A 23,977-nucleotide genomic window follows, 5' to 3' on the forward strand; every position below is an offset into this window, starting at 1 on the left:
CCGGGGAACGCGCCCGAATAAACTGGCTCCATCGCTGGGATCAAGGGACAAGTGCAGAAGCGCGGCGAGCAGCGCCGGCGCTTGATCATCGATGCGGCCATCGACCTGTTCGGCCGGCAGGGCTACCGGGGCACCGGCCTGGCGGCGATCGCCCAGCGGGCAGGTATCACGCCGTCCGCGGTCATTCACCACTTCGGCAGCAAGGAAGGGCTCCTGCGCGCGGTCCTGGACGAGCACGATGCCCGCTCCGCCGAACGGCTGTCGCAGTACGTCGGCAAGGGTGTCCGCGGGCTGATCGACGCCTTGCTGGACAACGCCGAACACATGCGGCGCCATATCCATCTCGCCACGCTGCACGCGACCTTGCAGGCGGAGCACCTCGCGGCCGACCCCGGCAACGAAGTTCGTGACCGCTTCCTCCAGCGCAGCCGGCAGCTCCGTCGCGCCATGGCGAACATCCTGCGCACCGCCATCCGCACCGGCGAACTCGCCAACTGCCCCGACCCGGAGGCCGTGGCCGCCGAGATCCTCGCCTTCCAGGAGGGTGCGCTGATCCTGTGGCGCCTGGACCCCGGCGACATCGATCTGCGTGCCCTCTATCAAACCCATCTCGGCCGGCTGATCATCGATGCCCGCAACTGAGTTCGAAAATTGTTGGCATCTTCGATTGGCCGGCCGGGCGCCGGTGACATTCCGGTCACGATAAACAATGCGGTGGACGGACCTACTGTCGATGTTGGACGGTCGATACGAAGGATGTCCGCGCGGGTGCGGAAGGTTTCGGGTTCGCGGGAAATCGGTGAACCCGGGAGTGCTGCGGGATCTTCGTAACCGTGGAATCATGAAGGAAAGGCCCACCGAGGGCTGATTGGTGACGATAAATTGTGGACTGATTACGCTGTGCTGCGGTTCACTATTCGTCCGGAGTAAAGATATCGGTCCGGGAGGTGGAAATCGGATGACGACCGCGAAGGAGCGTCCCGACACGCTGCACGAGTTCGGCTTGGACGTCCAGAACAAGGGGTCGCTCGGGCGGGTGCTCGCGACCGGCAACATCCGGCAGGCCGAGGAGGTCGACGGGCGCATGCGGGCCGAAGTCCGGATCCCGCCCGACGAACTCGCCTGGGATCCGTCGATTCTCGTGATGCCCCGCGGCGGTGACCTCGAACTGACGCTCGTCAATGACGACACGAACACGCACTGCGCGCACTTGCCGAGCAACGGTGACAACAAGTGGATGTGGCTGCCGGTCTATTCGCGAGGAACGGTCACCCTCAATCTCGACGGTCCGGGCTACTACTGGTTCAGCTCCAACATCGGCAACGACGAGGGCCGCGGCCTGATCGGCGCCATCGTCGTGCGCGGCGACGCGCCCAGCCAGGCGCGCCTCGACCGGCCGGACCAGCCGCGCCCGTAGCCGGACCGGCACCGCATCTCAGCCGGCCAGGCATTGAGCGCGGTTCAAGCCCGCCGGCGTGTGAGGCAACAGAGACGCGCGACCGGCACCGCATCTCAGGCGGCCAGAGGCATTGAGCGCGGTTCAAGCCCGCCGGCGTGTGAGGCAAGAGAGAGGAGCAGCGGCAGATGACGGAATATGTACAGGCGCGCCCCATCAACTTCTCGGAGCTGAGCGCCGCGGTGGGAAGCGCGCCCGCGGTGGCCGAGAGCGTCACGTATGACCGCATCCTGCGGGCTCGCGCGGAGCCGCACAACTGGCTCACTTACTACGGCGCCTACGACGGGCAGCGGTACAGCACGCTCGATCAGATCAACACGGAGAACGCCAAGCGTCTCGTACCGGCCTGGGTGTTCCAGTTCGGCGCCTCGGGCCTGCACGCGGGGCCCTCGACGTACGCGTTCGAGGCCGCCCCGGTCGCGGTGGACGGCGTCATGTACGTCTCGGGCTGGGACGGCTGGGTCTGGGCCATCGACGCCAGGACCGGGCAGAACCTGTGGATCTACAAGCACGCGATCCCGTTCGACACGTCGCTGTGCTGCGGCAACGTGAACCGTGGGGTCGCGGTCGCGCAGGGCAAGGTCTTCGTCGTCACCTTGAACGCCCACGTGCTCGCGCTCGACGCCACGACGGGACGGGCCGTCTGGGACACCACCTATGGTGACGTGCGCGCCGGCGAGAGCGCCACGGTCGCGCCCCTGATCGTCAAGGACATGGTCATCGTCGGCAGCTCCGGCGGGGAGTTCGGGGTGCGCGGGCACCTCGACGCGTTCAAGCTCGAAACCGGCGAGCGCGTCTGGCGCACCTACATGGTGCCGAAGCCGGGCGAGCCGGGCTCGGAGACTTGGCCCTCCGACGGCGAGGCATGGGCGCGGGGTGGCGGCAACTGCTGGATCACGAGCACGTTCGACCCGGAGACGAACCTGCTGTACTGCGGTACCGGGAACCCGGGGCCCGACTTCGACGGCGAGGTGCGCCCTGGCGACAACCTCTACACGGACAGCGTGGTCGCCATCGACGTCGACACCGGCGAAATGCGGTGGCACTACCAGTGCACGCCCCACGACCTGTGGGACTACGACTCCACCATGGAGTGCATCCTGTTCGATCAGGGTGACCAGAAGCTGTTGGCCCACTTCGACAAGAACGGGTACTGCTTCATCCTTGACCGGACGAACGGTGCGTTGGTCCGCGTGTTCCCGTTCGGCGAACGCATCACGTGGGGCGAGATCACCCCGGACGGCAAGGTCACGCCGAAGGTCTACCCCGACAAGGAAGGCGAGCCGGTCCACTTCTGGCCGGGGCCCGCCGGGGCGAAGGAATGGTGCCACGCGGCCTACAACCCGCGGACGGAGCTGTTCTACGTACCGGTGCAGGACGTCGGGGCAGAGGTCACGCGGCGGCGCCGGCAGTTCAAGGAGAGCATCCCCTACTGGGGCGCCAGCGTGAACGTGGACGTCGAGGACGTGCGCGGATTCCTGAAGGCGTTCGACGTCACCGGCAAGGAGGCGTGGCGCTGGGAAAGCAACTGGCCGATCTCGTCGTCGGTGCTGACTACGGCTGGTGACCTCACCTTCGTGGGTGAGCCCTCCGGCGAGTTCAACGCGTTCAACGCGCGAACCGGCGAGCTGTTGTGGCAGTTCCAGACGGGAAGCGGGAACCACAGCAACCCGACGACCTACACCGTCGACGGGCGGCAGTACATCGCCGTACCGGTCGGATGGGGCTCGTGGGTCGAAGGGTTCGCGCCCGGCATGCTGGGCGGCCAGCACGGCGACGCGCTGTTCGCCTTCGCCCTTCCGGAGTAGCTCCGACCACGGGGACCGGCAGAGAGGAGGTGACAGTCGTGGACGATGTCGCCGTTCGGTCTCTTCCTGCTGAATGGGAGCGCCCCGAGTTCGAGGAAATCGAGTGCGCGCCCGAGGTGACGATGTACGTTGCCCGGCTCGAGGACTAGTGCCTTCTCTCCGGCGCCGAGCGGGGGCGCGCGCTCCTCTCGGCGCCGGTGCAAGCGGCCGTGGAGCTGGGAAGCGGATGGCTGGGAGATACGGGTACAGAACCGCGGCGACGCTGCTCGGTACCGACGCGTTCGTCGCCGCCCTGCGAGCCCGGTCGCGGCGTTATCACGACCGGCATCCGTTTCATGTCCGTATGAACAACGGACAGCTCAGCCGTCGCCAGATCCGGGGCTGGGTGGCCAACCGCTTCTACTATCAGGAAAACCTCCCGCGCAAGGACGCGGCCGTCCTGGCCAACTGTCCCGACCGCGAGGTACGCCGGCGGTGGATCGGCCGCATCCTCGACCACGACGGCACCACCGGCGCCGAGGGCGGGATCGAAGCCTGGTTGCGCCTGGGCGAGGCGGTGGGGTTGACGCGTGCGGAAGTTCTCGACGAACGGCATGTCGTCCCGGGCGTGCGGTTCGCCGTCGATGCGTACGTGATGTTCGCCCGCACCCGGCCGTGGGTGGAGGCCGTCGCGTCCTCGTTGACGGAACTGTTCGCGCCGGAGGCGATGTCCGAACGCATCGCCGCGTTCGAGCGTTTCTACCCATGGGTCGACGCCGAAGCCCTGTCGTACTTCCGGTCGCGATTGGACCAGGCTCCGCGGGACGCCGAATACGCCCTGGAGGTGGTGACGGGGCAATGCCGGTCGATGGAGGAGCAGGAGCGCGCCGTCGCGGCCTTGTCGTTCAAGTGTGACGTGCTCTGGAGCATGCTGGACGCCATCGACCGCGCCTATCCGGAATGAGCGCCGTGTCCGCGGATGAAGTGAGTTTGGACCAAGCGGTGCCCTGGTCGGGGCATCCCGGCCTCGCGTCGCATGTCCGGTTGAGATTCGATCGGGCCCGGGCGCGTCACATCCTGCTGGGGCCGGAGTCGGTCGTGGTGCTGAACCGGACCGGCGCGGACGTGCTGGGCCTGTGCGACGGCCGGCGGACGGTCGGCGACATCGTGGCGGAATTGCGGGAACGATACAATCGGGTGGTCGACGACGAGGTGCGGCAGTTTCTCGCCGGCCTCGCCGGCAAGCGGTACGTGGAGATCAGCCATGGATAAACCCTTCGGGTTGCTGGCGGAACTCACCTACGGTTGCCCACTGTCCTGTGTGTACTGTTCCAACCCGCTCAACCTCGCCGGCTACCGGGACGAACTGTCCACAGCGGACTGGGAGCGGGTCCTGGGCGAGGCGCACGAACTGGGTGTGTGGCAGCTTCACCTGTCGGGCGGTGAACCGCTCCTGCGCCGCGACCTGGTGACGATTGTGCGTCGTGCCAACGAACTCGGCATGTACTCCAATCTCGTCACCAGCGCGCTGGGCCTTTCCCGGCGCCGGGCCGAGCAGCTGAAGGCCGCCGGTCTCGACCATGTCCAGATCAGCATCCAGTCCGACGAGCCGACGGTCTCCGACCGGATCGCGGGCACCCGGTCCTTCGCGCGCAAGATCGAGGCGGCTCGGCTGGTGAAGGAACTGGACTGGACGTTCACCCTCAACGTCGTCCTGCACCGGTACAACATCGACCGGGTGGCGGAAATACTGGGGCTCGCCGAAGACCTGCAGGCCGACCGCGTGGAACTGGCCAACACCCAGTACTACGGCTGGGCGTGGCTCAACCGCGACGCGCTGTTGCCCGGCAAGGACCAGCTCGACCGGGCGGAGTCCGTCGTGCGCGCGGCCCGCGCCCGTCTGTCGGACCGGATGGAGATCGTCTACATTCTCCCGGACTATTACGGCAAGTATCCCAAGCCTTGCATGGGCGGCTGGGGGAGGCGACAGCTCACCGTGACGCCCACCGGCGACGTTCTGCCTTGTCCCGCGGCGCACACCCTTCCGCTGCCGCGGGCGAACGTGCGCACGGAATCCTTGGCCCGGATCTGGACGGAATCGGCGATCTTCCAGCGGTTCCGCGGCACGGACTGGATGCCAGAGCCCTGCCGGAGTTGCCCGCGCCGCGAAATCGACTTCGGCGGGTGCCGCTGCCAGGCGTTCCACCTGACCGGCGACGCCGCCCGAACCGATCCGGTGTGTCACCTTTCGCCCGACCACGACCTGGTGGCCGAGGTGGTTCGGGCGGCCAACGAGGCGGGCAGTCCGCGCGAACGACAGCTCGTTCCCCGGCCTCACCGGTGAAGATCGTGATCTTTGTTACAATTCTTGTATAATCCGCGTAAACTACGCTCTGGTATTTCTGGTCTTACCCAGTGTAGGTGTTGGTTGTGGCCATGTCGGGCCCTCTGCTGGTGAATTTTTCTCGATGTCGCCAAACACTTGAGTGCACATCACGAAAGAATTAAGCTCGGCCGGAGCCGACGGGTTGATTAGGCCAAACGGACTACTGGAATAGTCCAGTAGGGCGTTTGGTGTTCGTCGCGCGAAATTGTCTTCCAGGAAGAGAGAGGAAGTCTCGTCATGTGGGTGCCGCGCGGTTGGAGTCCCTGCTCAGGGCGGGGAGCGCGCTGAGCGGTGGACACGGCACGCCTCAAGCGGAGCTGGAACCACGTGCTCAGATACGGTGGTCAGGTCCCGCTGTTCTTCTATTCCACCCTGTTTCTGACCCACCCGCCACTACGCGAAATGTTTCCGGCCGGCATGTCGGCCCAGCGGGACAAGCTCGTCGGCGCGCTCGGCCAGGTCGTGGCGAAGGTCGACGATTTGGAGCAGGCAATTCCGTTCCTGCGGCAACTCGGCCGGGACCACCGGAAATTCGCGGTGACCCCGGAGCATTATCCGGCGGTGGGTCAGGCGCTGATCGCCACGTTGTCGCATTTCCTCGGCGACGAATGGACGCCGGAACTGGAGGCCGATTGGACGGCGGCCTACGGCCTGGTGTCCGACGTGATGATCAAGGCGGCGCAGGAGAGCACACAGTCCACGCCCCCGTGGTGGAACGCCGAGGTCGTCCGGCACGAGCGGCGGACCGCGGAGGTCGCGGTGCTCACCCTGCGCACCGACCGGCCGATCAGCTACCTGCCAGGGCAGAGCGTGTCCGTGGAAACCCACCTGCGGCCACGGATGTGGCGCTACTACTCGCCCGCGAACACCGCCCGCGACGACGGGATCGTCGAACTGCACGTCCGGATGATCGACGGCGGGGCGGTCAGCTCCGCGCTGGTCCAGGCCGTCGCGGTCGGTGACGTGCTCCGCCTCGGCGCGCCGGTCGGCGACCAGTTGACCCTGAACCACAAGCAGGACATCGTGCTCATCGCCGGCGGTACCGGTCTGGCCCCGCTGAAGGCGTTGCTGGGCCAGGTGGCGGAGGAAGGCGTGAACCGGTACGTCCACCTGTTCGTCGGCGCGCGCGGCGCCAACGAGTTGTACGACATGCCCTCCCTCCACGCCTTCGCGCGGGCGCTCCCCCGGCTGCGCGTGATCCCGGCGGTTTCCGAGGATCACCGCTTCACCGGTCCGCGCGGTCCCGTCGGCGAAGTCGCGCTGAACCACGGGCCATGGCCCGACCAGGAGATCTACGTCTGTGGTTCACCGGTGATGGTGGCGGACACCCGGGAAATGTTGGCTGCGGCCGGCATCGGCGCCGATCGCGTCCATTTCGAGGAGTTCTCCGGCTACGGAGGCTTGAGGGAGAACGTGGTCAGCGTTCTGAAGAGGGGATAAGGACTACCCAGCATGACACTGCAGGCCAACGACCAACGGACGCCCGGGTTCCGGCGGGTCCTCACTCCGGAACAGGTCCGCAGCATCACCTTCAGCAAGTCACCGCTCGGCCGGCGCGGTGTCGACCCCAGCGAGGTCGAACTGTTCCAGCGCCGGCTCGCCGAGGAGATCGCGGCCGGGGAGGCCGAGAACGCGCGGCTGCGCGCCGAGGTCGAGCGGCTGCGCGACTGGTACCGCCAGCGTGGCGAGAACGTCGACCAGGCGGCCCCGAAGCGGCAGCACGTGGACGTCACCGCGGTGAACATGCTGTCCGAAGCGCAGGTGCAGGCCGAGGCCTACATCGCACAGGCCGAGGCGCATTGCCGTCGCCTCACCGGCGACGCCCGCCGCCAGGCCGGCGCCCTGCTGGAGGAGGCGCGGCAACGAGCCGAAGCGGCGGCGCAGGAGGCGGTGCAGACCTACCGCGCTGAGGCCGGTACCGACCACGCCGCGAGCGTCGAGGAGTTCGAGCGGCGCATGGCCTGGCTGCGTGCGTTCTGTCACGCGGTGCAGGTTCAGCTTCACGCCGCCTCGGACGCCTTCGCGCAGGAGGTCGACAAGCTCGCGCGCATGCCCGAAGAGTTCAACCAACAATGGAAAGGCGGATATGACCAGCATCTATGAGGAGATCGGCGGTCAGGAGGCCCTGGTTACGGTCGTCGACGACTTCTACGACCGCGTGTTGGCCGACCCCGGCCTGGCGGGTTACTTCACCGGTTCGAACATGAGCAGACTCAAGGGCAGGCAGGTGGAGTTCTTCGCCGCCGCGCTCGGTGGCCCCGACCATTACGGTGGCCAGAGCATGAAGGACGTCCACCGTGGCATGGGCATCGACCAGCCGGCCTTCGACCGGGTCGCCGAACTGCTGTCCGACTCGCTGCTCGACGCGGGCGTTACGGACCAGACGGTGAAGGAGATCATCGGAGCCATCGCCCCGTTGTCGAAGGACATCGTCGCCCTCGGCGGCTGAAACCTCCTCCCGTGCCCGGCATGGCGTGCGCGCCGTGCCGGGCTTTGTGTTGCCCGGCGAACGGCCCCCTGCCCCGGGCGAGGCCTGGGCTGCTTCTCGAGATCGGTTCAGAGATCGGTTCCGAGATCAGATCGATTCGCTGAATTCTGTTGGTAGGTACAGGATTGAGACGGGTACAAGTTCGGGGTGTGTACGGGAAGCCCGGGAGACGGACGAGGTGGAGACTCTCCTATGGCGACCCAGCAAGCCAAGCCGCGTCCCACCACACCACGGGACCGGTTCACCGGGAAGGGAGCAGGGCGTGAACTCGAACACTGCACAGGTGTCGGAGCCGATCGGTGATGCGTCGGAAACGGACAGACCAATTCCAGCGCAACGCCTGGACTCACCCAGTGGTGTGATTTCCGGTTCGGTTGTCGAGGACGTCGATGACGGCGTCGTGATCCTGGGCTACAACTGAGTCTTCCGGTCCGGCCAGCAGGTCGCTCGCGACTCGGTGGATCTTCGCCAGCGCACGGAGAAGCTGCTGGCGTCCGGTTCGGGGTCCGCCGTGACGTTCTCCTCCAGCTCACGCCGTTCCGTCTCGATCGGCTCCTGCAACGCCCGGCCGGCATCGGTGGAGCCAGAGACGGACCGGGCGGCTGTCCTGCTCGTCACGGGCGTGGGTCAGCGAAACGGGTCACTCATGCACGATCCCCGGGTCGGTGTGGTTCGGTGTCAGCGGTGGACGACGGGTTCGGCGGCCTGGGGCGCGGGGATGGTGGGCTCGTCGGTCTTCGGGCCGGGGATCGTGTCGATGCCCTCCATGCCCTTGGTGAAGTCGACCGGCTGGTCGTCCATGAACGCCCGCGGGTCGAAGGTTTCGTCGACCATGACGCCGTGCACGCGACGTCGCTGCATACCGAAGTTGCCGGCGTCGTAGAGCGGCAGCAACGCGGACTCGCGCAGCAAGCGATCGAACCTGTTCTTCCGGTCGACCGAGTTGACGCCGACCACCTGCATGCACTTGTACACGCAGTCGAGCATCATCTCCGTGCAGTGCACCTTGCACATCGCCCCGAGCATCTCGCCGTGGTATCCGTGCTGGTCCAGGTAGTGCGCCGCCTTCCAGCAGAAGTATCGCGCGGCCTCGATCTTCGCGGCGACGTCGCCGAGGACGTAGCCCGGGTACTGGTAGTTGATGATCGGCGACGGCCCGCCCGCGGTGTAGGTCTTGGCCCACCGCAGGGCCTCCTCGTAGGCGGTCCTGGCGACCGCCACCGCCCCGATGCCGGCCACCGGTCCCGACCATGCGAAGTTGCGGTTGATCACCAGGTCGCCGTTGCCCCTGGTGCCCTCGATGAGGTTGCTCGCCGGGACGCGTGCGTTGTCGAAGACGATCTCGCAGTTGGGTGCGCTGCGCTGGGCCGAGGTGCTGATCGACTGGTAGGTGATCCCGGGCGTGCCGCGCTCGATCATGATCGCGGACAGGCCCGCGGTCCCGCCGATGCCGGTGTCGGTGCGCACGATCACCAGGTTCAGGTTGGCGCCCTGGTTGTCCCAGCCGCCGACGTTGCACGGCCAGTACTTACGGCCATTGATCACGTATTCCTCACCATCGAGCCGCGCGGTGACGCGCATTCCGGCGCCGTTGATCGCGGGCGCGTCGAAATTCGCGGTGCCACCCGGTGTGCCCGGCGGCTCACTCGCCGCGTACCCGACGATGAATTCGCCGCTGGTGTCCGCGGTGGCGGTGCCGATGAATCGTTTCTTCTGCTCCTCGGTCCCGTAGTACCAGACCGGCAACAACCCGAGTCCGTTCACCAGCACGGTGGTGCCGAACCCGGGGTCCACGGCCTGGATCTCCTCGGCGGCGAGCACGAAGTCCACGTTCGACAGTCCGCCGCCGCCGTATTCGGTGGGCAGCATGGAGAACGCGATCCCCTGGCGACACGCCTCGCGGTAGGCGTCCTTGGTGAGCTGGAACCCCTTCAGCGGGTCCGGCTCGGCGTCGATCCGGTCCGTGAGCGGGGCGAGGTGCTGCTCGGCGAAAGCGCGCGCCGACAACTGAATCTCGCGCTGTTTCTCGGTCAGCGTGAAGTCGATAGCCATTTCGTAACACCAACTCGATCCGGCGCCGCCGCGAATGAAGATTTTAATTCGGCGGGCACGCCGGGTAGGGGAGAGTCTCTCTGAGAACCACACCCTACCTCCGTGGGCGGCGGCCCGCCAGGTGGCCCGAAATCGCTGTACGAATACGCGGACGGCCGGTCATGAAAAAGATTCGGCAATTGCCTGGCGCAATCGAAATCGCCACCCGGCCTCACCCCTGGGTGCCATCGGGCGGATCGTCCGGCTGACCGGCCCGATGCCGGCCCCGCCGCCCGAGCTTGAGGCCACGCTGGAAGTTGCTCAGCCTGCCCCGGACACCGGCCGCGTCCCGCGCCGGGCGGTCGCGCCCCGCGTCCGGCGCGGGGAAGATCGTGCTGGTCGCCGGCGCGATCGCGCCGGGCATGAGCTGCTCTCCCTGGCGACGGCGCGGCAGGCCGGCTTCGGTGAAGCTTGTCGGTCCGCTCCGCGACACGGCCTCGACCACGCGCCAGCCCGCGTCGGCCGCGGAGTCCCAGGCGCCGGTCGCACTCGCTGCCGGCTGGCCGGCCCCGGCTGGTGAATCGGATGCCGCCGATGGGCTGCGAAACCACGCGGAGACCATCTCGTCGAAGATCGGCGTGGACTCCAGCGTCACGTCGGAGGGCGGCTCGCCGTGCCACCACTCGGTGAGCTTGTCGGTGTTGGTCGACTCGAAAAGATGGCCGGCCTCGGGTTCGGCGAGTGGCTCGGACTCGGCCGGGGAAGCGAGTGCCTCCGACTCGACCGCGGGTGCAAGTGGTTCGGATCCGGCCGGGGACGCAAGTGGTTCGGATTCGGCCGGGGAGGCGAGCGGTTCCGGCCACAGCGAACCGGAGTGAGGGTCCTGACGCCAGTCACCGAGAACACCGGGATCGCCGGCGGGCTCGGCGGGACCTGCGGTTTCCTCCGGCAGGGGCGGTATTGCCGCGGGAGCGGGGGTGAGGAGCGGGATGGGCACGGTCTCGCGCAGGTCCGTGACGAGGTCGGCGGGAACGGTTACGGCGACCCCGACGCCCACGCCGTCTCGGCCGTGGTGGACGGTGACGCCCACGCCGTGCCGCCCTGCCAGACGCCCGGCGACGAGCAGGCCCACCGGCGACGAGGGCGCCGTGCCAGGAGCGGACCGCCCGGCCAGCCGGGCGGTCGCCAGGGCGATCTGGGCATCGGTCATGCCGACGCCCAGATCCTCGATGCCGACCAGCAGTCCACCGCCTTCGGTGACGCTGGTTTCGAGTGCCACCTGGGTTTCCGCGCCCGAGAAGGTGACCGCGTTGTCCAGCAGTTCCGCGAGCAGGCGGGTCAGGTCTCCGGCCGCGCGCCCGGCGATGCGGGCCGACGGCGGCGTCTGGACGGCGACGCGCTCGTGCTGCCCGATCTCGGACACCGCGGCGAGCAGCACTTCACCGAAGGCCACCGGATCGACCTGGCTTTCCGCCTCGCTGCGGGAAAGTGCGACGAGGTTGTCGTTGTTGCGTCGCATCTTGCCGGCGAGCCGTTCGAACTGGAACAGCGTCGTCACCCGCCCGGTGCTCGCCAGCTCGTTGTTCAGCTGTTGGACGAGTTCGAGCTGGAGTCGCGCCAAGCGCTGGTTCCGCCGGGCCAGTGCAACGACCAGTTCGCGGTAGGACACACGGTCTTCGCCGCCGTCTTCGTGGGGTTCCTGCGGCGCGAACTCATGGGGTGGCTCGGCGTCGGGAACGTACACGCACTCCTCCAATTCGACCGCATGAGTTCCCCCGAACCGTACCCAGCACCGTAAGCGATGCCCGGGTCTCTCGTGCGCACGGGTAGTCGCTGTGGGCCGTGTTCCCAGTTCAGGCAGGCGTGTGCCCGCTTCGGGTCACCGGGTCATGGTCAAGGCCCACTTGACGGTCGACATTGCGGGCAGCCACCGGTTCGCCGGGCGGGGCGGAACGAGCCATGTGAGCCGGCCGCGCGGTGTTTCCGAGGGCGGCAGCGGAATCGCCGACGGCGTCTGCAACAGCACCCCACCGAGCCGTGAGACCGTTGCGGTGTCCAGCACCTCGTCCGCGTCGGCGAGGAAGATGTGGCTCGGTTGCGGCCAGGGCATCGCGATCACCGGGCCTTCCACCCCCACGTCACGCAGGGTGAGCAGCATCCGCTCGCCGGCCTCGCCGGGCACCTTGAGGCCGCAGAAACCCGACGTGGTGGACAAAAAGATCGTCCGGCGGTCGGCGTACACCGGCCAGCCCAGGGACAGCAGCATGGCCAGGGCCGCCCGGGGGGTGCTCAGTTCCACGCCGGCCACCCTCATGCCACCGCTGGTGTCCACAAAGGATGGACGGGTCCGGGCATGGCAGTACCTCCAGGGCGGGCCACCGTAGCGGTTGTGCGGAACGATCGAGCTACGATGCGTGGCGGTTGTGGGAGTCGACCTCGGCAACGGTTTCGGAGGACTATACGGGCGAGTTGCCGGTACTGAAAGCACGAGTTTTTCGCGTGGTGGTCCTCTTACAAGCCCGGCTGTTCGACGTATCTCCGCGCGGGTCACTCGCGGTGAGGCCGGGCCTCATCCGGCCATGGCCGGGCGTGGGAGGTCAGGCCGATCATGCCGGAAACCAGCCGCAGTTGCTCGACCGTGCGGATGTCGGCGTCGGCCAGCCGCGGCGAGCAGACCACGACGGCGATCGCCTGAGCCCGGGAGAGCGCGACGTTCAGCCGGTTGCGGGAGAGCAGGAAGTCGAGCCCGCGCGGCAGGTCGACCGCCGACGACGAGGTCATGGTCACGATCACCACCGCCGCTTCCTGCCCCTGGAACCTGTCGACCGTGCCGACCCGCACCCCGCCGAACCCGGCTCGCGACAACGCCCCGGCCACCACGCGGGCCTGCAGGTTGTAGGGCGCCACGACCAGGATGTCGCCGTCACCGAGCGGGCGCGTGCGGTGCTCGTCCGTCCACAAGCGACCGTGGAGGTCCGCCACGATCCGGGTCACGGCCTCGGCCTCCTCGACCGAGCGCGTGGTGTTGCCGTGGTGGTCGACCTCGGCGCGGTACAGGCCCGCGGGAACACCGTCGACCCCGCGCCGGCCGGCGGACGGATGCGCGTGCAGGCGCCCGGCGTAGGACAGCCGCGACACCGGTTCGCACACCGCGGGGTGCATCCGCCGGGTCTGGTCGAGGAAGTAGCCCAGCCCCGGGTCGATGATGTCGGCATCGCCGATCAGATGGCCCAATGCGGACGCCGCCGAGCCCGCCGGGTGAGTGCCCTGCACGACCTGGGGAAGCTGCTGCGGATCGCCCAGCAGCACCACGTTCCGCGCGCACAGTGACACGGCGAGGGCGTCGGCCAGCGCGAACTGGCCGGCCTCGTCGATGATCAGCACGTCGAACGGGTCGGCGCGCATGGCGGCGCCCGAGAACGTCCACGCCGTCCCGCCGACCAGGTGCCCGGTGTCGTGCTCTTCGCGCCACTTCACCAGCGCGGGGTTGGTTTTCGGTTGCTCCCACGGGAACTTCTCGTCCGGCGTGTTCCGGGCCCGCTTGGCGCACGGCAGGTCCGGGGCGCCCTTCATGGCGGACGCCAGCACGTTCTCGATCGCCTTGTGGCTGGTGGAGGTCACCGCGACCGTCTTGCCCGCGCGCACGAGGTGAGCGATCAGCTTCCCGGCGAGGTAGGTCTTGCCCGCACCGGGTGGTCCCTGGACCGCCAGCGTCGACCCGTCAAGCGCGTCGACCGTCTCGATCACGGTGCGCACCAGGTCGTCACCGGGCTCGGGCAGCGCACGCCCACCGCGCAACCGGGGCGCCGACCGGCGGAGCAGGTCGACGCCGGGGTGGCCGGGAAGCACCGGGAGCGAGCCGGCGACGAGCCCGGCCAACTCGGCGACGGCCTCGTCTTTCGGCGACGGCCGGACGGGACTGCCGGGCAGCACGGCGTCGGGCCGGTCGTTGCTCTCCTCACCAGGACGGCAACTCTCTTCGAGGACCAGTTCGACGGCGGACGCGCTGAGCACCTTCGCGTCGCGCGCACTGTCGCCATAGCGGAGGCGCACGTTGTCGCCGGGAGCGAACGGGTGCGGCCGTTCGGGGTCGCAGGTGATGACCAGTTTCCGTTTCGCCGTGCGGACTCGGCCGGCCGGCGGCACCCAGGCCTCCGGCCGCGCGGACACGGGCACGGCGCAGGCCGTGTCCACCTCGAGGTCGCCCAGCGGGGCGGCGAGTTGCCGGAAATACTCCCACCACGCCGGATTCGTCTCCCGGCGGTGGTAGCCGACCGACGCCGCGAGCAGCGCGCGGGCGCTCTCGTCCGCGGTGAAGTCGCCGGAATCTTCGGGCAACCCGTCCAGCAGCGCGTCCACGAGTTCGGCCAGCCGCGCGGCGCGTTCGGCCCGGCGTTCGCTCGCGAGGTCCTCCTCAGTGGTGCGCAGCAGCGCGTCCACCGGGGATTCCGCGCCGGGCAGGGCCGGTTCGATCCCCGTGTCGGCCCGGACCTTGTGCAGGAACTCGAACAACCGCAGCGTCGAGACACAGTCGTACTCGTTGTAGTCGCTGATGCCGCGCAGTACTTCCGCCGCGCGCTCGGACTCGCCGTCACGGGAAAGCGCGAGGTATTCCTCGTACGCCTCGATGCTCGACACCGCGGTCTTGACGTCACCTTCGCGAGCGTCCGGCATGTACAGCGGCTCAAGGTACTTGATGGAGTAGGACCGCTGCGAAATCCGCAATGCCTTACGCACCACGGCATACAGGTCCACCAGCGCGCCGGTGCGGAGCAACTGGTCGACGGCTTCCTCCCGGGTCGCGTGAACGGCCGCGAGCCGCTTGATCGCCGTGGCCTCGTACGGTGCGTAGTGGTAGATGTGCGACCCGGGGTGCTCGGCGATGCGGGCGCACACGAAGTCGACGAAGCCTTCGAACGCCCGCTTCTCCTCGGCCCGGTTGTGCGCCCAGAAGGCGGTGAAGCGCTGCGACCCGTCCGCGGTGACCGCGCCGAACAGGTACTCCAGCCCGGTGTCGGACGGAGCCGCTGCAGAGAAGGGGGTCAGGGGGCTTGCCCCCGATCGGGGGTGTGAGGGCGGAGCCCCCACAAAGAACGGATCGCCTTCCATGTCGAAGAACACGTCGCCGGGCGCGGGTGGCGGCAGCGTGGCCAGCGCCGCCGGATCGATGACCTCGTAGGCGATTCGGCCGGTGGTGTCCTGGCGGACCTGGATGGCCGCCTGCGCGCGCAAGGTGGTGAAGGAGGTCGCCGACAGCCCGGCCGGCCGGTCCTCCGGCCGCGCGGCGGCCAGCGCGTCGATGGTGGGCAGCCCCGCCTCGATCAGCTTGCGGCGCTGGTCTCCGCGCATGCCGGCGACGAGGGAGAGGTCGCGTGCGGCTTCCCGCTCGTCGGCGCAGTGCCGGGCGAACCGGCAGCTGGTGCAGGCCGGGCGCTCGTCGGCCCAGGACCGGGCGGGCAGCCGGGCCGGCCGGTCGCGCAACCGGTCGCGCAAGCGGTCCAGTACCGGCAGGAAGTCGTCGACCCGAAGCGTGCTCGTGCTGCCGTCACCGAGCAACAGGTGCATGTGCGGCCCGGCCGGCCAGCCCCCGCGGCGCAACGCATCGGCGTACGCGGCCAGTTGCACGACAGCGGAAGGCTTCGGGTGCCGGGCCAGCTTCGTGTCGTACACCTCGTAACGGCCTTCGCTGTCCCGTATGAGGAAATCGGCGCGACCGGAGAACTCCTCGTCGTGGAACACCGCCTGGTAGATCACCGGCGCGCCGGAGGCCAGCGCCTCCTTGGTCTCCTTCGCCGCGATGGCCGGGTCCCGCTCGCCGATCTCGACGACCCGGCGGGTCTCGCTGCGGAAGCGGGCAAGCGTCGTTTCCTCGTGTTTGCGGCCGTGCGTGGCGGCGAGCTGGTCGGCGCTCGCAGCCACGCACGGTGTCCCCGGCAGGCCCGCGGCCATGGCTTGGTTGAGGATGCTGCGGTGCTCACACTCGAGGAGGTCGGCGAGGTCGGACGGGGTGTACACCGCGGCGAGTCTGGCACGGACCCCGCGCCCGGCCCTGGAAACACGCCGGTCTCAGGAGGATCTGACCGCGGTCCGATCCTCCTGAGACCGCCGGCCGCGCCGGGTCGCGCGCGCGATCGGGCGGATGAGCAGCGCGGCCGCGGCGGCCGCGGCGACCCCCTCGGCGATCGCGGCGATGCTTTTCTCCGGAAACCAGATCGGCTCGTACATGTCCGGCAGGGGACCGATCGGGCCGAGTTCCACGTAGACGTTGACGATCACGGCCGCGACCGCGGTCGCGGCGACCAGGAACGCGGCCGCGGCGACGATGCGGTGCGACGTGGCCAGGACGCCGAACGCCACCAGCAGGGCAACGGTCGATTCGATCCGGAAGACCGTGCCCTCGGTCAGCACGCCGCTGATGCGGTCGTAGTCCCGGGCGAGTACAAAGTGGACGATCGCGTCGGTGACCAGGCCGGCGGCGCACAGGAACCGCAGAGCGAGGTTGAGCTGCCGGAGAGTCCGGTGGACGGAGGGGTTGCGCGAGACCGTTGGGTCAGTCATTTCGTGATACCCGCCAGCAGGTTGTCGGTCGTGTCGAATATTTCCAGCCGCACTATCTCGGCGAGTGGCACCGAGGTGCTGGTCGTGATGTCGGCGTCGGTGTAGTAGCCGGTGGTCCACCAGCCGGTGGTCTGCTGGGTCCCGTCGCGGGTGAACACGACGAGACGGCACTGCTTGCTCGACGGCGGGGCGCCCAGGTGCAGCCGGACCTGCGTGCCCCACGGCTGCTCGGTCAGGTCCGCGGTGACGGTGAACCCTGGCATCGCACCGAAGGTGTGGGACCAGTTCGCCGTGGCCACGGCGGGAGGCGCGGCCACGGCGGGCGGGCCGGCCGCGACGGGGGGTGTGGACCTGCTCTGCCCGGTTACGTAACCGGCCGCGCCACTGGCGGCGAGCAAGGCCAGCATGCCGCCCACGGCGGCGAACCGTAGCCGGCGGCCCCGGCGCGCCGGGGCCGGGATACCAGCCGTGTCCGGTGGCTGCCCGGCGTGCGACTCCCGGACTCCGTCCGGGGGCAGGCCCGCGGCTCCCGGTGGTGATTCCCGGTTCCCGTCCGGGGGCTCGCCCCCGGACGCCTTGGCCGGCTCGTGGTCCTCGTCCGGGGGCGAGCCACCAGCCCGGTGCAGCAGGCCGGGCAGGGGAGCGAGCAGGATCACCTCGTCGCGGCAGTCTGCGCAGGTCCGGTAGTGCCGCTCGAGCTCCAGCGCGTCGGCAGGGTCCAGCGCGCCGAGCAGGTGGGCCGCGATGGAGGTGGTATGCCGGCATTTCATTGGCTTGTCACTCCTCGCTGTTCCAATGCCTGACGCAACGCCTTGAGCGCGTAAAAGCTACGTGACTTGACCGTGCCCACCGGGATGCCCAGCAGGCCTGCGGTTTCCGCGACGCTCCGGCGGCGGTAGAAGAGCTCGAAGATCACCACTCGGTGTTCCTCGCGCAGTTCCTGCAGCGCGTCGGCGATCTGCCACGTCTGCAGGACACGGTCGATGTCGTCGTTGAGGTTGGGGAAATCCTGCTCGACGATCGGGACCTCGGCGGGCCTGGCCTCGCGCCGCCGATGCCCCGATACGATCAGGTTGTGCGCGACGGTGTAGAGCCACGGTCCCGCCCGGTCCGGGTCCAGTACCCCGCGCTGTCGCCACGCTCGTAGCAGGGTTTCCTGCACGATGTCTTCTGCCGCCTGGTAATCGCCGGCGACGGCGTGGAGCACGTAACTCATCAACGGTGCCCGATATCGCCGGTAAAGGGCACGTATGACTTCGTCGTCATGCTCGCCCACGAGTTCCACACCGTTATTACGCCGCCCAGCCCCGTGAGGTTCATTCGCACCGGCGCGGATCCGGCGGTGAACCGAAGGCGGGGCAGCCGCGTAATACCAGGCGCCAAGCTGAGGAACAGGGGCATTGAAGGGAAGTCAATCATGGGGAACCCACTTCAAGTCCAACCGGGACAGCCGCGCCGGAGGCTGCTGCGCGCGCCGGTGGCGATGGCCGCGTTGGCTTTGCCGGTCGCCGCCGCGGTGCTCGCGGCCTGTAGCGGATCAGGCGGTTCGGGCGGCTACGGTTCTCCGGCGCAGCCGCAGTCCGGCGGTGGCGCGTCTTCCGGCGCGGTGACCGTGCACGACGTGAGCGGGCTGGGGCAGACGCTGGTGGACGGGTCGGGAAAGACCTTGTACTACGCGGATTTGGAAGAAACCGGCACGCTGCACTGCACGGGCGACTGCCTCGGCTTCTGGTTCCCGGTGACCACGCAGGACGCGTCGGCGCTGTCCGGGACACCGGGGCTCGCGACGATGCAACGTTCCGACAACGGGCAGCAACAGGTTACGTACCAAGGAAAGCCGCTCTACACCTTCCGTCTCGACAAGGGCCCTGGCGACGCGATGGGCAACAACTTCGGTGACGACTTCTCCGGGCAGCATTTCACCTGGCACGCGGCGACCGTGGGCGCTGCCGCGCAGCAGCCGGCACCGACGTCGCAAAGCAGCAGCGGCGGCGGTGACGGCGGCTACGGCTACTGATCATCTATCGTCCACAGTGGATGGTGTGGACGCCGCGGTGACTGACGCGCACCCTCCCGGTCGACCCCGCGCACAGAGCTTGCCGGGCGCGGCCGGGAGGCCGCGGATGCCGATCCTCCTCCCGGGCTGGACGGTGTTGACGAACTGCCCTCCGCTTGGGGGCTACCCGGGGCCGCCGGGGGATGCCCATAATGGCCAGGGTGAAGTCCGACCTGACCGGCGCCCGGGTGCTCACCGGTACGATCGTGGATCCGGCCGGGGTGATCAGGGCCAAACAGGTGCCGATCGAGCATGCGGGCGTCTTTCGAAACCAGGGCCTGGGTGCGTCACCGAGCTGGAACGTGTTCTGCATCGACAACACCGTGGCGTTCACGCCCCGGTTCGGGGTGGTGGGCGACCTGCGGCTGCGCGTGGACCCCGGCCCCGCACGCTCGCTGGGTGACGGTCTGTCCTGGGCGCCGGCCGGGTTCTTCACCCAGGACGGAGAACCGGCCCCGGTCTGCGCGCGCGGCCGGCTGCGCCAGACGGTGGAGGCGCTCGCCGGGCACGGGCTGAGCGCGCTGGTCGGTGGCGAACTGGAGTTCGTGCTCACGCGTGGTGACGGTGCGCGGTGGGAGTCGCGATGCTGGAACGCCTACGGGCTGGCCGCGACGCTGGACGCCGAGCCGTTCCTGCTGGATCTGGTGTCCGCAGCCGCGAAGATCGGGCTGCCGGTGGAACAGGTGCACGCCGAGTATGGCGATGGGCAGTTCGAGCTGTCCCTGTCGCCGGCCGACCCGGTGACGGCGGCGGACCACATCGTCCTGGCCCGGGTCCTGGCCGGCCGGGTGGCGCGCCGGCACGGCCTCGCGGTGTCGTTCTCGCCCCTGCCGTTCGCGGACGGCGCGGGAAACGGGGCGCACCTGCACGTTTCGCTGTCCCGGCGCGGCCTTCCCGTGCTCTCCGGCGGCGACGGCCCGCACGGGCTGACCGGCGACGGCGCGGCGATGATCGGCGGGATCGTGGCCGGGTTGCCCGATGTCGTGGGCGTGCTTGCCGGCTCCGTGCTGTCCGCGGCACGCCTGCGACCGCGGCGGTGGTCGGGTGCCTTCGCCTGCTGGGGGCTGGAGAACCGGGAGGCGGCGGTGCGGCTCTGCGCGGCGACCCGAGGCGCGGTGCACGGCGCCAGCGTCGAGGTCAAGTGCGTCGACCCGTCCGCGAATCCGTACCTCGCCACGTCGGTACTGCTCGGCTTGGCACTGGACGGCATTGTCCGTGGCGCCGACCTGCCACCCGAGGTCACCGTCGACCCGGCCGACCTCCCGGACGCCGTCCGCCTGCCGGCGGGTCAGGCCGCGGCGCTGGCCGCGCTGGAGTGTTCCCCGCTGGCCCGCGCTCTGCTGGGCGAGGAACTCCTGGAGGCGACCGGCGCTGTCCGGCACCACGAGGTGGACACCTACGGCAAGGTGGATCTTGCGGTGCTGGCGGAACGGTTCCGGTTCACGTGGTAGCGAGTAGTTCGCTGACCGAGTTCCTCGCGGCGGCTTCGCTGGTGGACCATCATGTGCACGGCGCGTTCACCACGGAGCTGAGCCGGGCCGAGTTCGAAGTGGCGTTGAACGAGGGTTCGCCGGATCCCGTTCCGGCCTGGATGACGCAGTTCGATTCACAGCTCGGGTTCGCGATCCGCCGCTGGTGCGCGCCGCTGCTGGACCTCCCCGCGCACGCCTCGGCCGCCGAGTACTGGCGCCGCCGGACGGAACTGGGCACGGCGGAGGTGACCGCCCGGTTCCTGCGCGCGGCCGGAGTCTCGGATTGGGTGCTGGATACCGGATACGCCGCCGGCACCGTGCTGGACGCGAGCGGCTTGGCGGCGGCGTCGGGCGGGCACGTGCACCCGGTCGTCCGGTTGGAGTCGCTCGCCGAAGGGCTGGCGGCGGAAGGGGTGCGCGACTACGTCGACGAGTTCGCCTCCCGTCTGTCCGGCAGGTTCGTCGCGGCCAAGAGCATCCTGGCCTACCGGTGCGGTTTCGACCTCGATCTCGGCCGGCCCGCCGACTCCGAGGTGGCCGAGGCGGCGCGCCGGTGGACCGGCGAAGCCGGCGACCGCCCGCGGTTGACCGACCCGGTGCTCATCCGCCACGGGCTGCACGCCGCGGCCGAGGCGGGCCTGCCGCTCCAGATCCACACCGGGTTCGGTGACCGGGACCTCGACCTGCACCGGTCGAACCCGTTGCTGCTGCTGGACTTCCTGCGCGACCCGCGGGTGTCGCGGGTGCCGGTCCTGCTGCTGCACTGCTACCCGTACCACCGCGAGGCGGGCTACCTGGCGCAGGCTTTCCCCAATGTGCATTTCGACGTGGGGCTCGCGGTGAACCATCTCGGGGTGCGCAGCGCCGAGCTCATCGCCGAATCGTTCGAATTGGCCCCGTTCGCCAAACAGCTCTACTCGTCGGACGCGTGGGGCCCGCCGGAGCTGCATTTCCTCGGGGCCACGCTGTGGCGCCGCGCGATCGGGCTGATCTTCGGCCGCTGGGTGGCCGATGGCGACTGGTCCCCGGCCGACGCGATCCGGGTGGCCGGCATGCTCGGCAGCGGGAACGCCCGGCGCGTCTATCGCCTTCCCACCGGTTGAACGGTGCTGCTCAGGCTCCGCACAGCTCCGCGAAGCGCGCCGCGCCGATGTTGCCCCCGGAGATGATCACGCCGACCCGGGGTGGAACCGGCCCTGCCCGACCGGCCAGCAGGGCGCCGATGCCGGTGGCACCGCTCGGCTCGACGACGATCTTCATCCGCTCGAAGGCCAGCCGCATCGCCGCACGGATCTCGTCGTCGGCGACCACGACGATCTCGTCGACCAGCCGCTGGTTGATCGAGAACGTCAACTCACCGGGGGTGTCCGCGGCCAGGCCGTCGGCGATCGTGCGCGGAATGGCGATGGACACGCGGTGTCCCGCCGCCAGCGACCGCCGCGTGTCATCGCCGGCCTCCGGCTCGACGCCGACCACGCGGACCGAGGGCCGCAGCCCCTTGGCCGCGGTGGCGCTGCCCGAGATCAAGCCGCCGCCCCCGACCGGGACGACCAGCGCGTCGAGCTCGCCGACCTCCTCGATCAGCTCCAGGGCCGCGGTGCCCTGCCCGGCGATGACGTGCGTATGCTCGTACGGCGGGATAAGGGCCAGACCGCGGTCGGCGGCCATGGCCTCGCCGATGGCCACCCGGTCGCCGGTGTACCGGTCGTAGGTGACGATTTCCGCGCCGTAGGCGGCGGTGGCGTCGCGTTTGGACACCGGGGTGTCCTCGGGCATGAGGATCACCGCCGTCGTCCCCAACTCCCGCGCGGCGAGTGCGACGGCCTGCGCGTGGTTACCCGAGGAGTACGCCGCGATTCCCTTGGCCAGCTGTTCGGGCGCGAGCCGGGAGATCGCGTTGTAGGCGCCCCGGAACTTGAACGCGCCCACGCGCTGGAAGTTCTCGCACTTGAGAAAGACTTCCGCGCCCACCAGTTCGTCCAGCGTGCGCGAGCGCAGCACCGGTGTGCGGTGGGCGACGCCGCTGAGCCGTGCGGCGGCGTCGCGGACATCGTCGAAGGTGACGGGCGGCGTGTCTGGCATGGTGGAACTCCTTCCCACCGGGAACGATAACGGACCACTTGGCCCAGGCTGGTCAACGGGCGGAACAGCCGCCGCCGACCTGAGCACGGTGCCGGTGGTGTCGCCTGCGGCGAACGGGAATCCTGACTGTCCGAAAAGGACGCTTACGGCACGCCGAGAGCGTCGGCGAGGGCGGGGAAGCTGGTCACCGAAATGTCGGCGGCCACGTCGGTGGCCCGGTCGGCCGCCCGGTCGGGGCCCTTCTCCCGGGGCCGCTCGACGAACGCGGTGCGCAGCCCGGCCGCGGCGGCGCCGTCGAGATCCCACTTGTGCGCGGCCACCATCAGCACCTGTTCCGGCGCGACGTCCAGGAGACCGGCGGCGGTGCGGTAGACCTGCGCGTCCGGCTTGTAGGTGCGGGCCAGCTCGGCCGACAGGATGCAGTCGAAGGGCAGCTTCGCGTCCTTCGCCAGGTGCGTAAGCAGAGCGAACCCGCCGTTGGACAGGGCCGCGACGACGTAGCGCCCCGCGAGCCTGGTCAACCCAGCCACGGAGTCGTCCCAGGCCGGCAACCGGTGCCAGGCACGCACGAGCCGGGCGCGGGCGGCCTCGTCCACCGCCTCCGCGACACCGTGCTGGCGCAGCAGGTCGTCGAGCGACTCCCGGTGCAGCGTGTCGAGGTAGGCCCAGTCCCGCTCGTGGTTCTGGACCCGGGCCATCGACGGGAGGTACCGGTCGCGCCACTCGCCGGCGAAGGCGCCGCCGTCGAGACCGAGGCCGAGTTCGGTGAAGATCTCCGCCGCCTGCCGGGCGACGCCGGTGTACCAGTCGACGGTGGTGCCGAAGATGTCGAAGGCCAGGACCCTGATCGAGGCCGGGTCGAATTCCTGTCCGCTCATGGGCACCTCATTCACTCGCTCGCCAGCGATGATCTTAGGCCCCGTAACGACGTCGCGCCGGGGGAGGATCAGATGAGCTCGTGCCGGAGGGCGTAGGCGACGGCGTGTGTCCGGTTCCGCAGCCCGAGCCGGGTCAGCAGGCCGTGCACGATGTTCTTGACCGTCCGCTCCGAGTAGGTCAGTCGCGTTGCGATCTCGGCGGTGTCGAGCCCATCAGCGAGTAGGCGGAGCACGTCCGTCTCGCGGCGGGACAGGCCGCTGAGGGTGAGGTCCCGCGGCGCCAGCGTTTCCGCGTGCAGGCGGGTCAGCCCGCGAAGCAGCGACCCGAGCTGGTCGGCTGGCAGGTCGCCGCGGCCGTGGTGCGCGTCGGCGATCGCGCGCAGCAGCCGGGCAGTGGTCACCTCGCCGCGCGGCACGAGCACGGCCAGGCCGTGCTCGATGGCCGGCCACAGGTGGGCCGGGCGGGGCCGGTCCGCGATCAGCACGAGCCGGGCCCGCCCGCCCGGCAGGCTGTCCAGGTCCGGCCCGGCGACCGCGACCACCACGTCGGCGTCTTCGGCGTCGTCGAGCAGTTCGATGCCCGGTCCGCCCTGGAGTTCGCGGATCAGCCCCGCACGGGTGAGTGGGTCGTCCGCCCGCACCGCGACCCGGACCACGGGGCGGCGCGTGCGCGCGGCACCGTCCAGCCGGGTGACATCGGGCAACATACTTCGCAGGAAACCGGATCTGGCCAGGAAAAACGAGGCGGAACCACGGGCAGGTTTTCACCGACCGAACTCCTGC

At 69.3% G+C, this 23,977-nt stretch carries 25 protein-coding genes; 14 read left to right on the forward strand and 11 right to left on the reverse strand.

Annotation, left to right across the window (positions count from 1 at the left end):
• Positions 1-51: 51 nt before the first annotated feature.
• The 11 genes from A3CU_RS0118075 (at position 52) to A3CU_RS52475 (ending at position 8,538) form a co-directional block, all read left to right on the forward strand.
• Positions 52-642, forward strand: a complete 591-nt coding sequence (locus tag A3CU_RS0118075; RefSeq protein WP_211246449.1) for a TetR/AcrR family transcriptional regulator — start codon at positions 52-54, stop codon at positions 640-642.
• A gap of 316 nt (positions 643-958) precedes the next feature.
• Entirely contained in the window at positions 959-1,417 is a 459-nt protein-coding gene (locus A3CU_RS0118080) for an MSMEG_3727 family PQQ-associated protein (RefSeq protein WP_027943507.1), read from the forward strand.
• Positions 1,418-1,584: 167 nt separating this feature from the next.
• Positions 1,585-3,264, forward strand: coding sequence for a PQQ-dependent dehydrogenase, methanol/ethanol family (locus A3CU_RS0118085; RefSeq protein WP_027943508.1), 1,680 nt, complete (start codon positions 1,585-1,587; stop codon positions 3,262-3,264).
• A gap of 38 nt (positions 3,265-3,302) precedes the next feature.
• Positions 3,303-3,413, forward strand: coding sequence for a pyrroloquinoline quinone precursor peptide PqqA (pqqA, locus tag A3CU_RS54505; RefSeq protein ID WP_027943509.1), 111 nt, complete (start codon positions 3,303-3,305; stop codon positions 3,411-3,413).
• Between the two features lie 77 nt (positions 3,414-3,490).
• On the forward strand, positions 3,491-4,207 hold the full coding sequence (pqqC, locus tag A3CU_RS0118095) for a pyrroloquinoline-quinone synthase PqqC (RefSeq protein ID WP_052371836.1): 717 nt from the start codon (positions 3,491-3,493) through the stop codon (positions 4,205-4,207).
• Between the two features lie 80 nt (positions 4,208-4,287).
• A complete protein-coding gene (gene pqqD / locus A3CU_RS0118100) occupies positions 4,288-4,515 on the forward strand; it encodes a pyrroloquinoline quinone biosynthesis peptide chaperone PqqD (RefSeq protein WP_245617167.1) in 228 nt (75 codons plus the stop codon).
• Positions 4,508-5,587 carry a pyrroloquinoline quinone biosynthesis protein PqqE gene (gene pqqE, locus A3CU_RS0118105; RefSeq protein ID WP_027943512.1) on the forward strand — a complete coding sequence of 360 codons (1,080 nt, stop codon included), beginning with the start codon at positions 4,508-4,510 and terminating at the stop codon, positions 5,585-5,587. Before pqqD ends, pqqE begins: the two co-directional genes overlap by 8 nt.
• Positions 5,588-5,920: 333 nt before the next feature.
• Positions 5,921-7,069 (forward strand): globin domain-containing protein, encoded by a 1,149-nt coding sequence (locus tag A3CU_RS0118110; RefSeq protein WP_027943513.1) that lies wholly within the window; start codon positions 5,921-5,923, stop codon positions 7,067-7,069.
• Positions 7,070-7,081: 12 nt separating this feature from the next.
• Positions 7,082-7,732 carry a DivIVA domain-containing protein gene (locus tag A3CU_RS45300; RefSeq protein WP_052371838.1) on the forward strand — a complete coding sequence of 217 codons (651 nt, stop codon included), beginning with the start codon at positions 7,082-7,084 and terminating at the stop codon, positions 7,730-7,732.
• Positions 7,716-8,078 carry a group I truncated hemoglobin gene (locus tag A3CU_RS0118120; RefSeq protein ID WP_027943514.1) on the forward strand — a complete coding sequence of 121 codons (363 nt, stop codon included), beginning with the start codon at positions 7,716-7,718 and terminating at the stop codon, positions 8,076-8,078. The genes A3CU_RS45300 and A3CU_RS0118120 overlap by 17 nt, the downstream gene beginning before the upstream one ends.
• A 322-nt stretch (positions 8,079-8,400) precedes the next feature.
• Positions 8,401-8,538: a hypothetical protein gene (locus tag A3CU_RS52475; protein WP_156960410.1), complete on the forward strand. Its 138-nt coding sequence runs from the start codon at positions 8,401-8,403 to the stop codon at positions 8,536-8,538.
• Here A3CU_RS52475 and A3CU_RS0118130 read toward each other — a convergent pair.
• The 8 genes from A3CU_RS0118130 to A3CU_RS0118165 all read right to left on the reverse strand — a co-directional run bounded on the left by A3CU_RS0118130 (position 8,529) and on the right by A3CU_RS0118165 (position 17,982).
• The gene (locus tag A3CU_RS0118130; protein WP_027943515.1) at positions 8,529-8,735 is read right to left on the reverse strand and encodes a hypothetical protein; all 207 of its coding nucleotides are present in this window, start codon (positions 8,733-8,735) and stop codon (positions 8,529-8,531) included. The genes A3CU_RS52475 and A3CU_RS0118130 overlap by 10 nt on opposite strands.
• A gap of 60 nt (positions 8,736-8,795) precedes the next feature.
• Positions 8,796-10,169 carry an acyl-CoA dehydrogenase family protein gene (locus A3CU_RS0118135; RefSeq protein ID WP_084143346.1) on the reverse strand — a complete coding sequence of 458 codons (1,374 nt, stop codon included), beginning with the start codon at positions 10,167-10,169 and terminating at the stop codon, positions 8,796-8,798.
• 211 nt (positions 10,170-10,380) lie between these two features.
• A complete protein-coding gene (locus A3CU_RS0118140) occupies positions 10,381-11,892 on the reverse strand; it encodes an ATP-binding protein (protein WP_027943517.1) in 1,512 nt (503 codons plus the stop codon).
• Positions 11,893-12,027: 135 nt separating this feature from the next.
• Positions 12,028-12,447, reverse strand: coding sequence for a hypothetical protein (locus A3CU_RS49860; protein WP_156960411.1), 420 nt, complete (start codon positions 12,445-12,447; stop codon positions 12,028-12,030).
• A gap of 248 nt (positions 12,448-12,695) precedes the next feature.
• Positions 12,696-16,163 carry a TM0106 family RecB-like putative nuclease gene (locus tag A3CU_RS0118150; protein ID WP_027943518.1) on the reverse strand — a complete coding sequence of 1,156 codons (3,468 nt, stop codon included), beginning with the start codon at positions 16,161-16,163 and terminating at the stop codon, positions 12,696-12,698.
• 51 nt (positions 16,164-16,214) lie between these two features.
• A complete protein-coding gene (locus A3CU_RS52480) occupies positions 16,215-16,706 on the reverse strand; it encodes a hypothetical protein (protein WP_052371840.1) in 492 nt (163 codons plus the stop codon).
• Positions 16,703-17,476 carry an anti-sigma factor family protein gene (locus A3CU_RS0118160; RefSeq protein WP_027943520.1) on the reverse strand — a complete coding sequence of 258 codons (774 nt, stop codon included), beginning with the start codon at positions 17,474-17,476 and terminating at the stop codon, positions 16,703-16,705. The genes A3CU_RS52480 and A3CU_RS0118160 overlap by 4 nt, the downstream gene beginning before the upstream one ends.
• The gene (locus A3CU_RS0118165; protein WP_052371860.1) at positions 17,473-17,982 is read right to left on the reverse strand and encodes a sigma-70 family RNA polymerase sigma factor; all 510 of its coding nucleotides are present in this window, start codon (positions 17,980-17,982) and stop codon (positions 17,473-17,475) included. Before A3CU_RS0118165 ends, A3CU_RS0118160 begins: the two co-directional genes overlap by 4 nt.
• Positions 17,983-18,123: 141 nt before the next feature.
• On the opposite strand from A3CU_RS0118165, the gene A3CU_RS45310 reads away from it, so the two are divergent.
• From A3CU_RS45310 to A3CU_RS0118180, 3 genes are all read left to right on the forward strand, one after another.
• Positions 18,124-18,723, forward strand: a complete 600-nt coding sequence (locus tag A3CU_RS45310; protein ID WP_169739653.1) for a COG4315 family predicted lipoprotein — start codon at positions 18,124-18,126, stop codon at positions 18,721-18,723.
• Positions 18,724-18,923: 200 nt separating this feature from the next.
• On the forward strand, positions 18,924-20,213 hold the full coding sequence (locus A3CU_RS0118175) for a type I glutamate--ammonia ligase (protein WP_245617169.1): 1,290 nt from the start codon (positions 18,924-18,926) through the stop codon (positions 20,211-20,213).
• Positions 20,207-21,337, forward strand: a complete 1,131-nt coding sequence (locus A3CU_RS0118180; protein ID WP_052371842.1) for an amidohydrolase family protein — start codon at positions 20,207-20,209, stop codon at positions 21,335-21,337. The genes A3CU_RS0118175 and A3CU_RS0118180 overlap by 7 nt, the downstream gene beginning before the upstream one ends.
• 10 nt (positions 21,338-21,347) lie before the next feature.
• Here A3CU_RS0118180 and A3CU_RS0118185 read toward each other — a convergent pair whose 3' ends face one another.
• The 3 genes from A3CU_RS0118185 to A3CU_RS0118195 all read right to left on the reverse strand — a co-directional run bounded on the left by A3CU_RS0118185 (position 21,348) and on the right by A3CU_RS0118195 (position 23,901).
• On the reverse strand, positions 21,348-22,316 hold the full coding sequence (locus A3CU_RS0118185; protein ID WP_027943524.1) for a pyridoxal-phosphate dependent enzyme: 969 nt from the start codon (positions 22,314-22,316) through the stop codon (positions 21,348-21,350).
• A 143-nt stretch (positions 22,317-22,459) separates the two neighbouring features.
• The gene (locus A3CU_RS0118190; RefSeq protein WP_027943525.1) at positions 22,460-23,194 is read right to left on the reverse strand and encodes a haloacid dehalogenase type II; all 735 of its coding nucleotides are present in this window, start codon (positions 23,192-23,194) and stop codon (positions 22,460-22,462) included.
• A gap of 68 nt (positions 23,195-23,262) precedes the next feature.
• Positions 23,263-23,901, reverse strand: coding sequence for a helix-turn-helix transcriptional regulator (locus tag A3CU_RS0118195; RefSeq protein ID WP_156960412.1), 639 nt, complete (start codon positions 23,899-23,901; stop codon positions 23,263-23,265).
• Positions 23,902-23,977: the final 76 nt, after the last annotated feature.

The sequence above is a fragment of the Amycolatopsis taiwanensis DSM 45107 genome (assembly GCF_000519205.1).
Taxonomy (GTDB): domain Bacteria; phylum Actinomycetota; class Actinomycetes; order Mycobacteriales; family Pseudonocardiaceae; genus Amycolatopsis_E; species Amycolatopsis_E taiwanensis.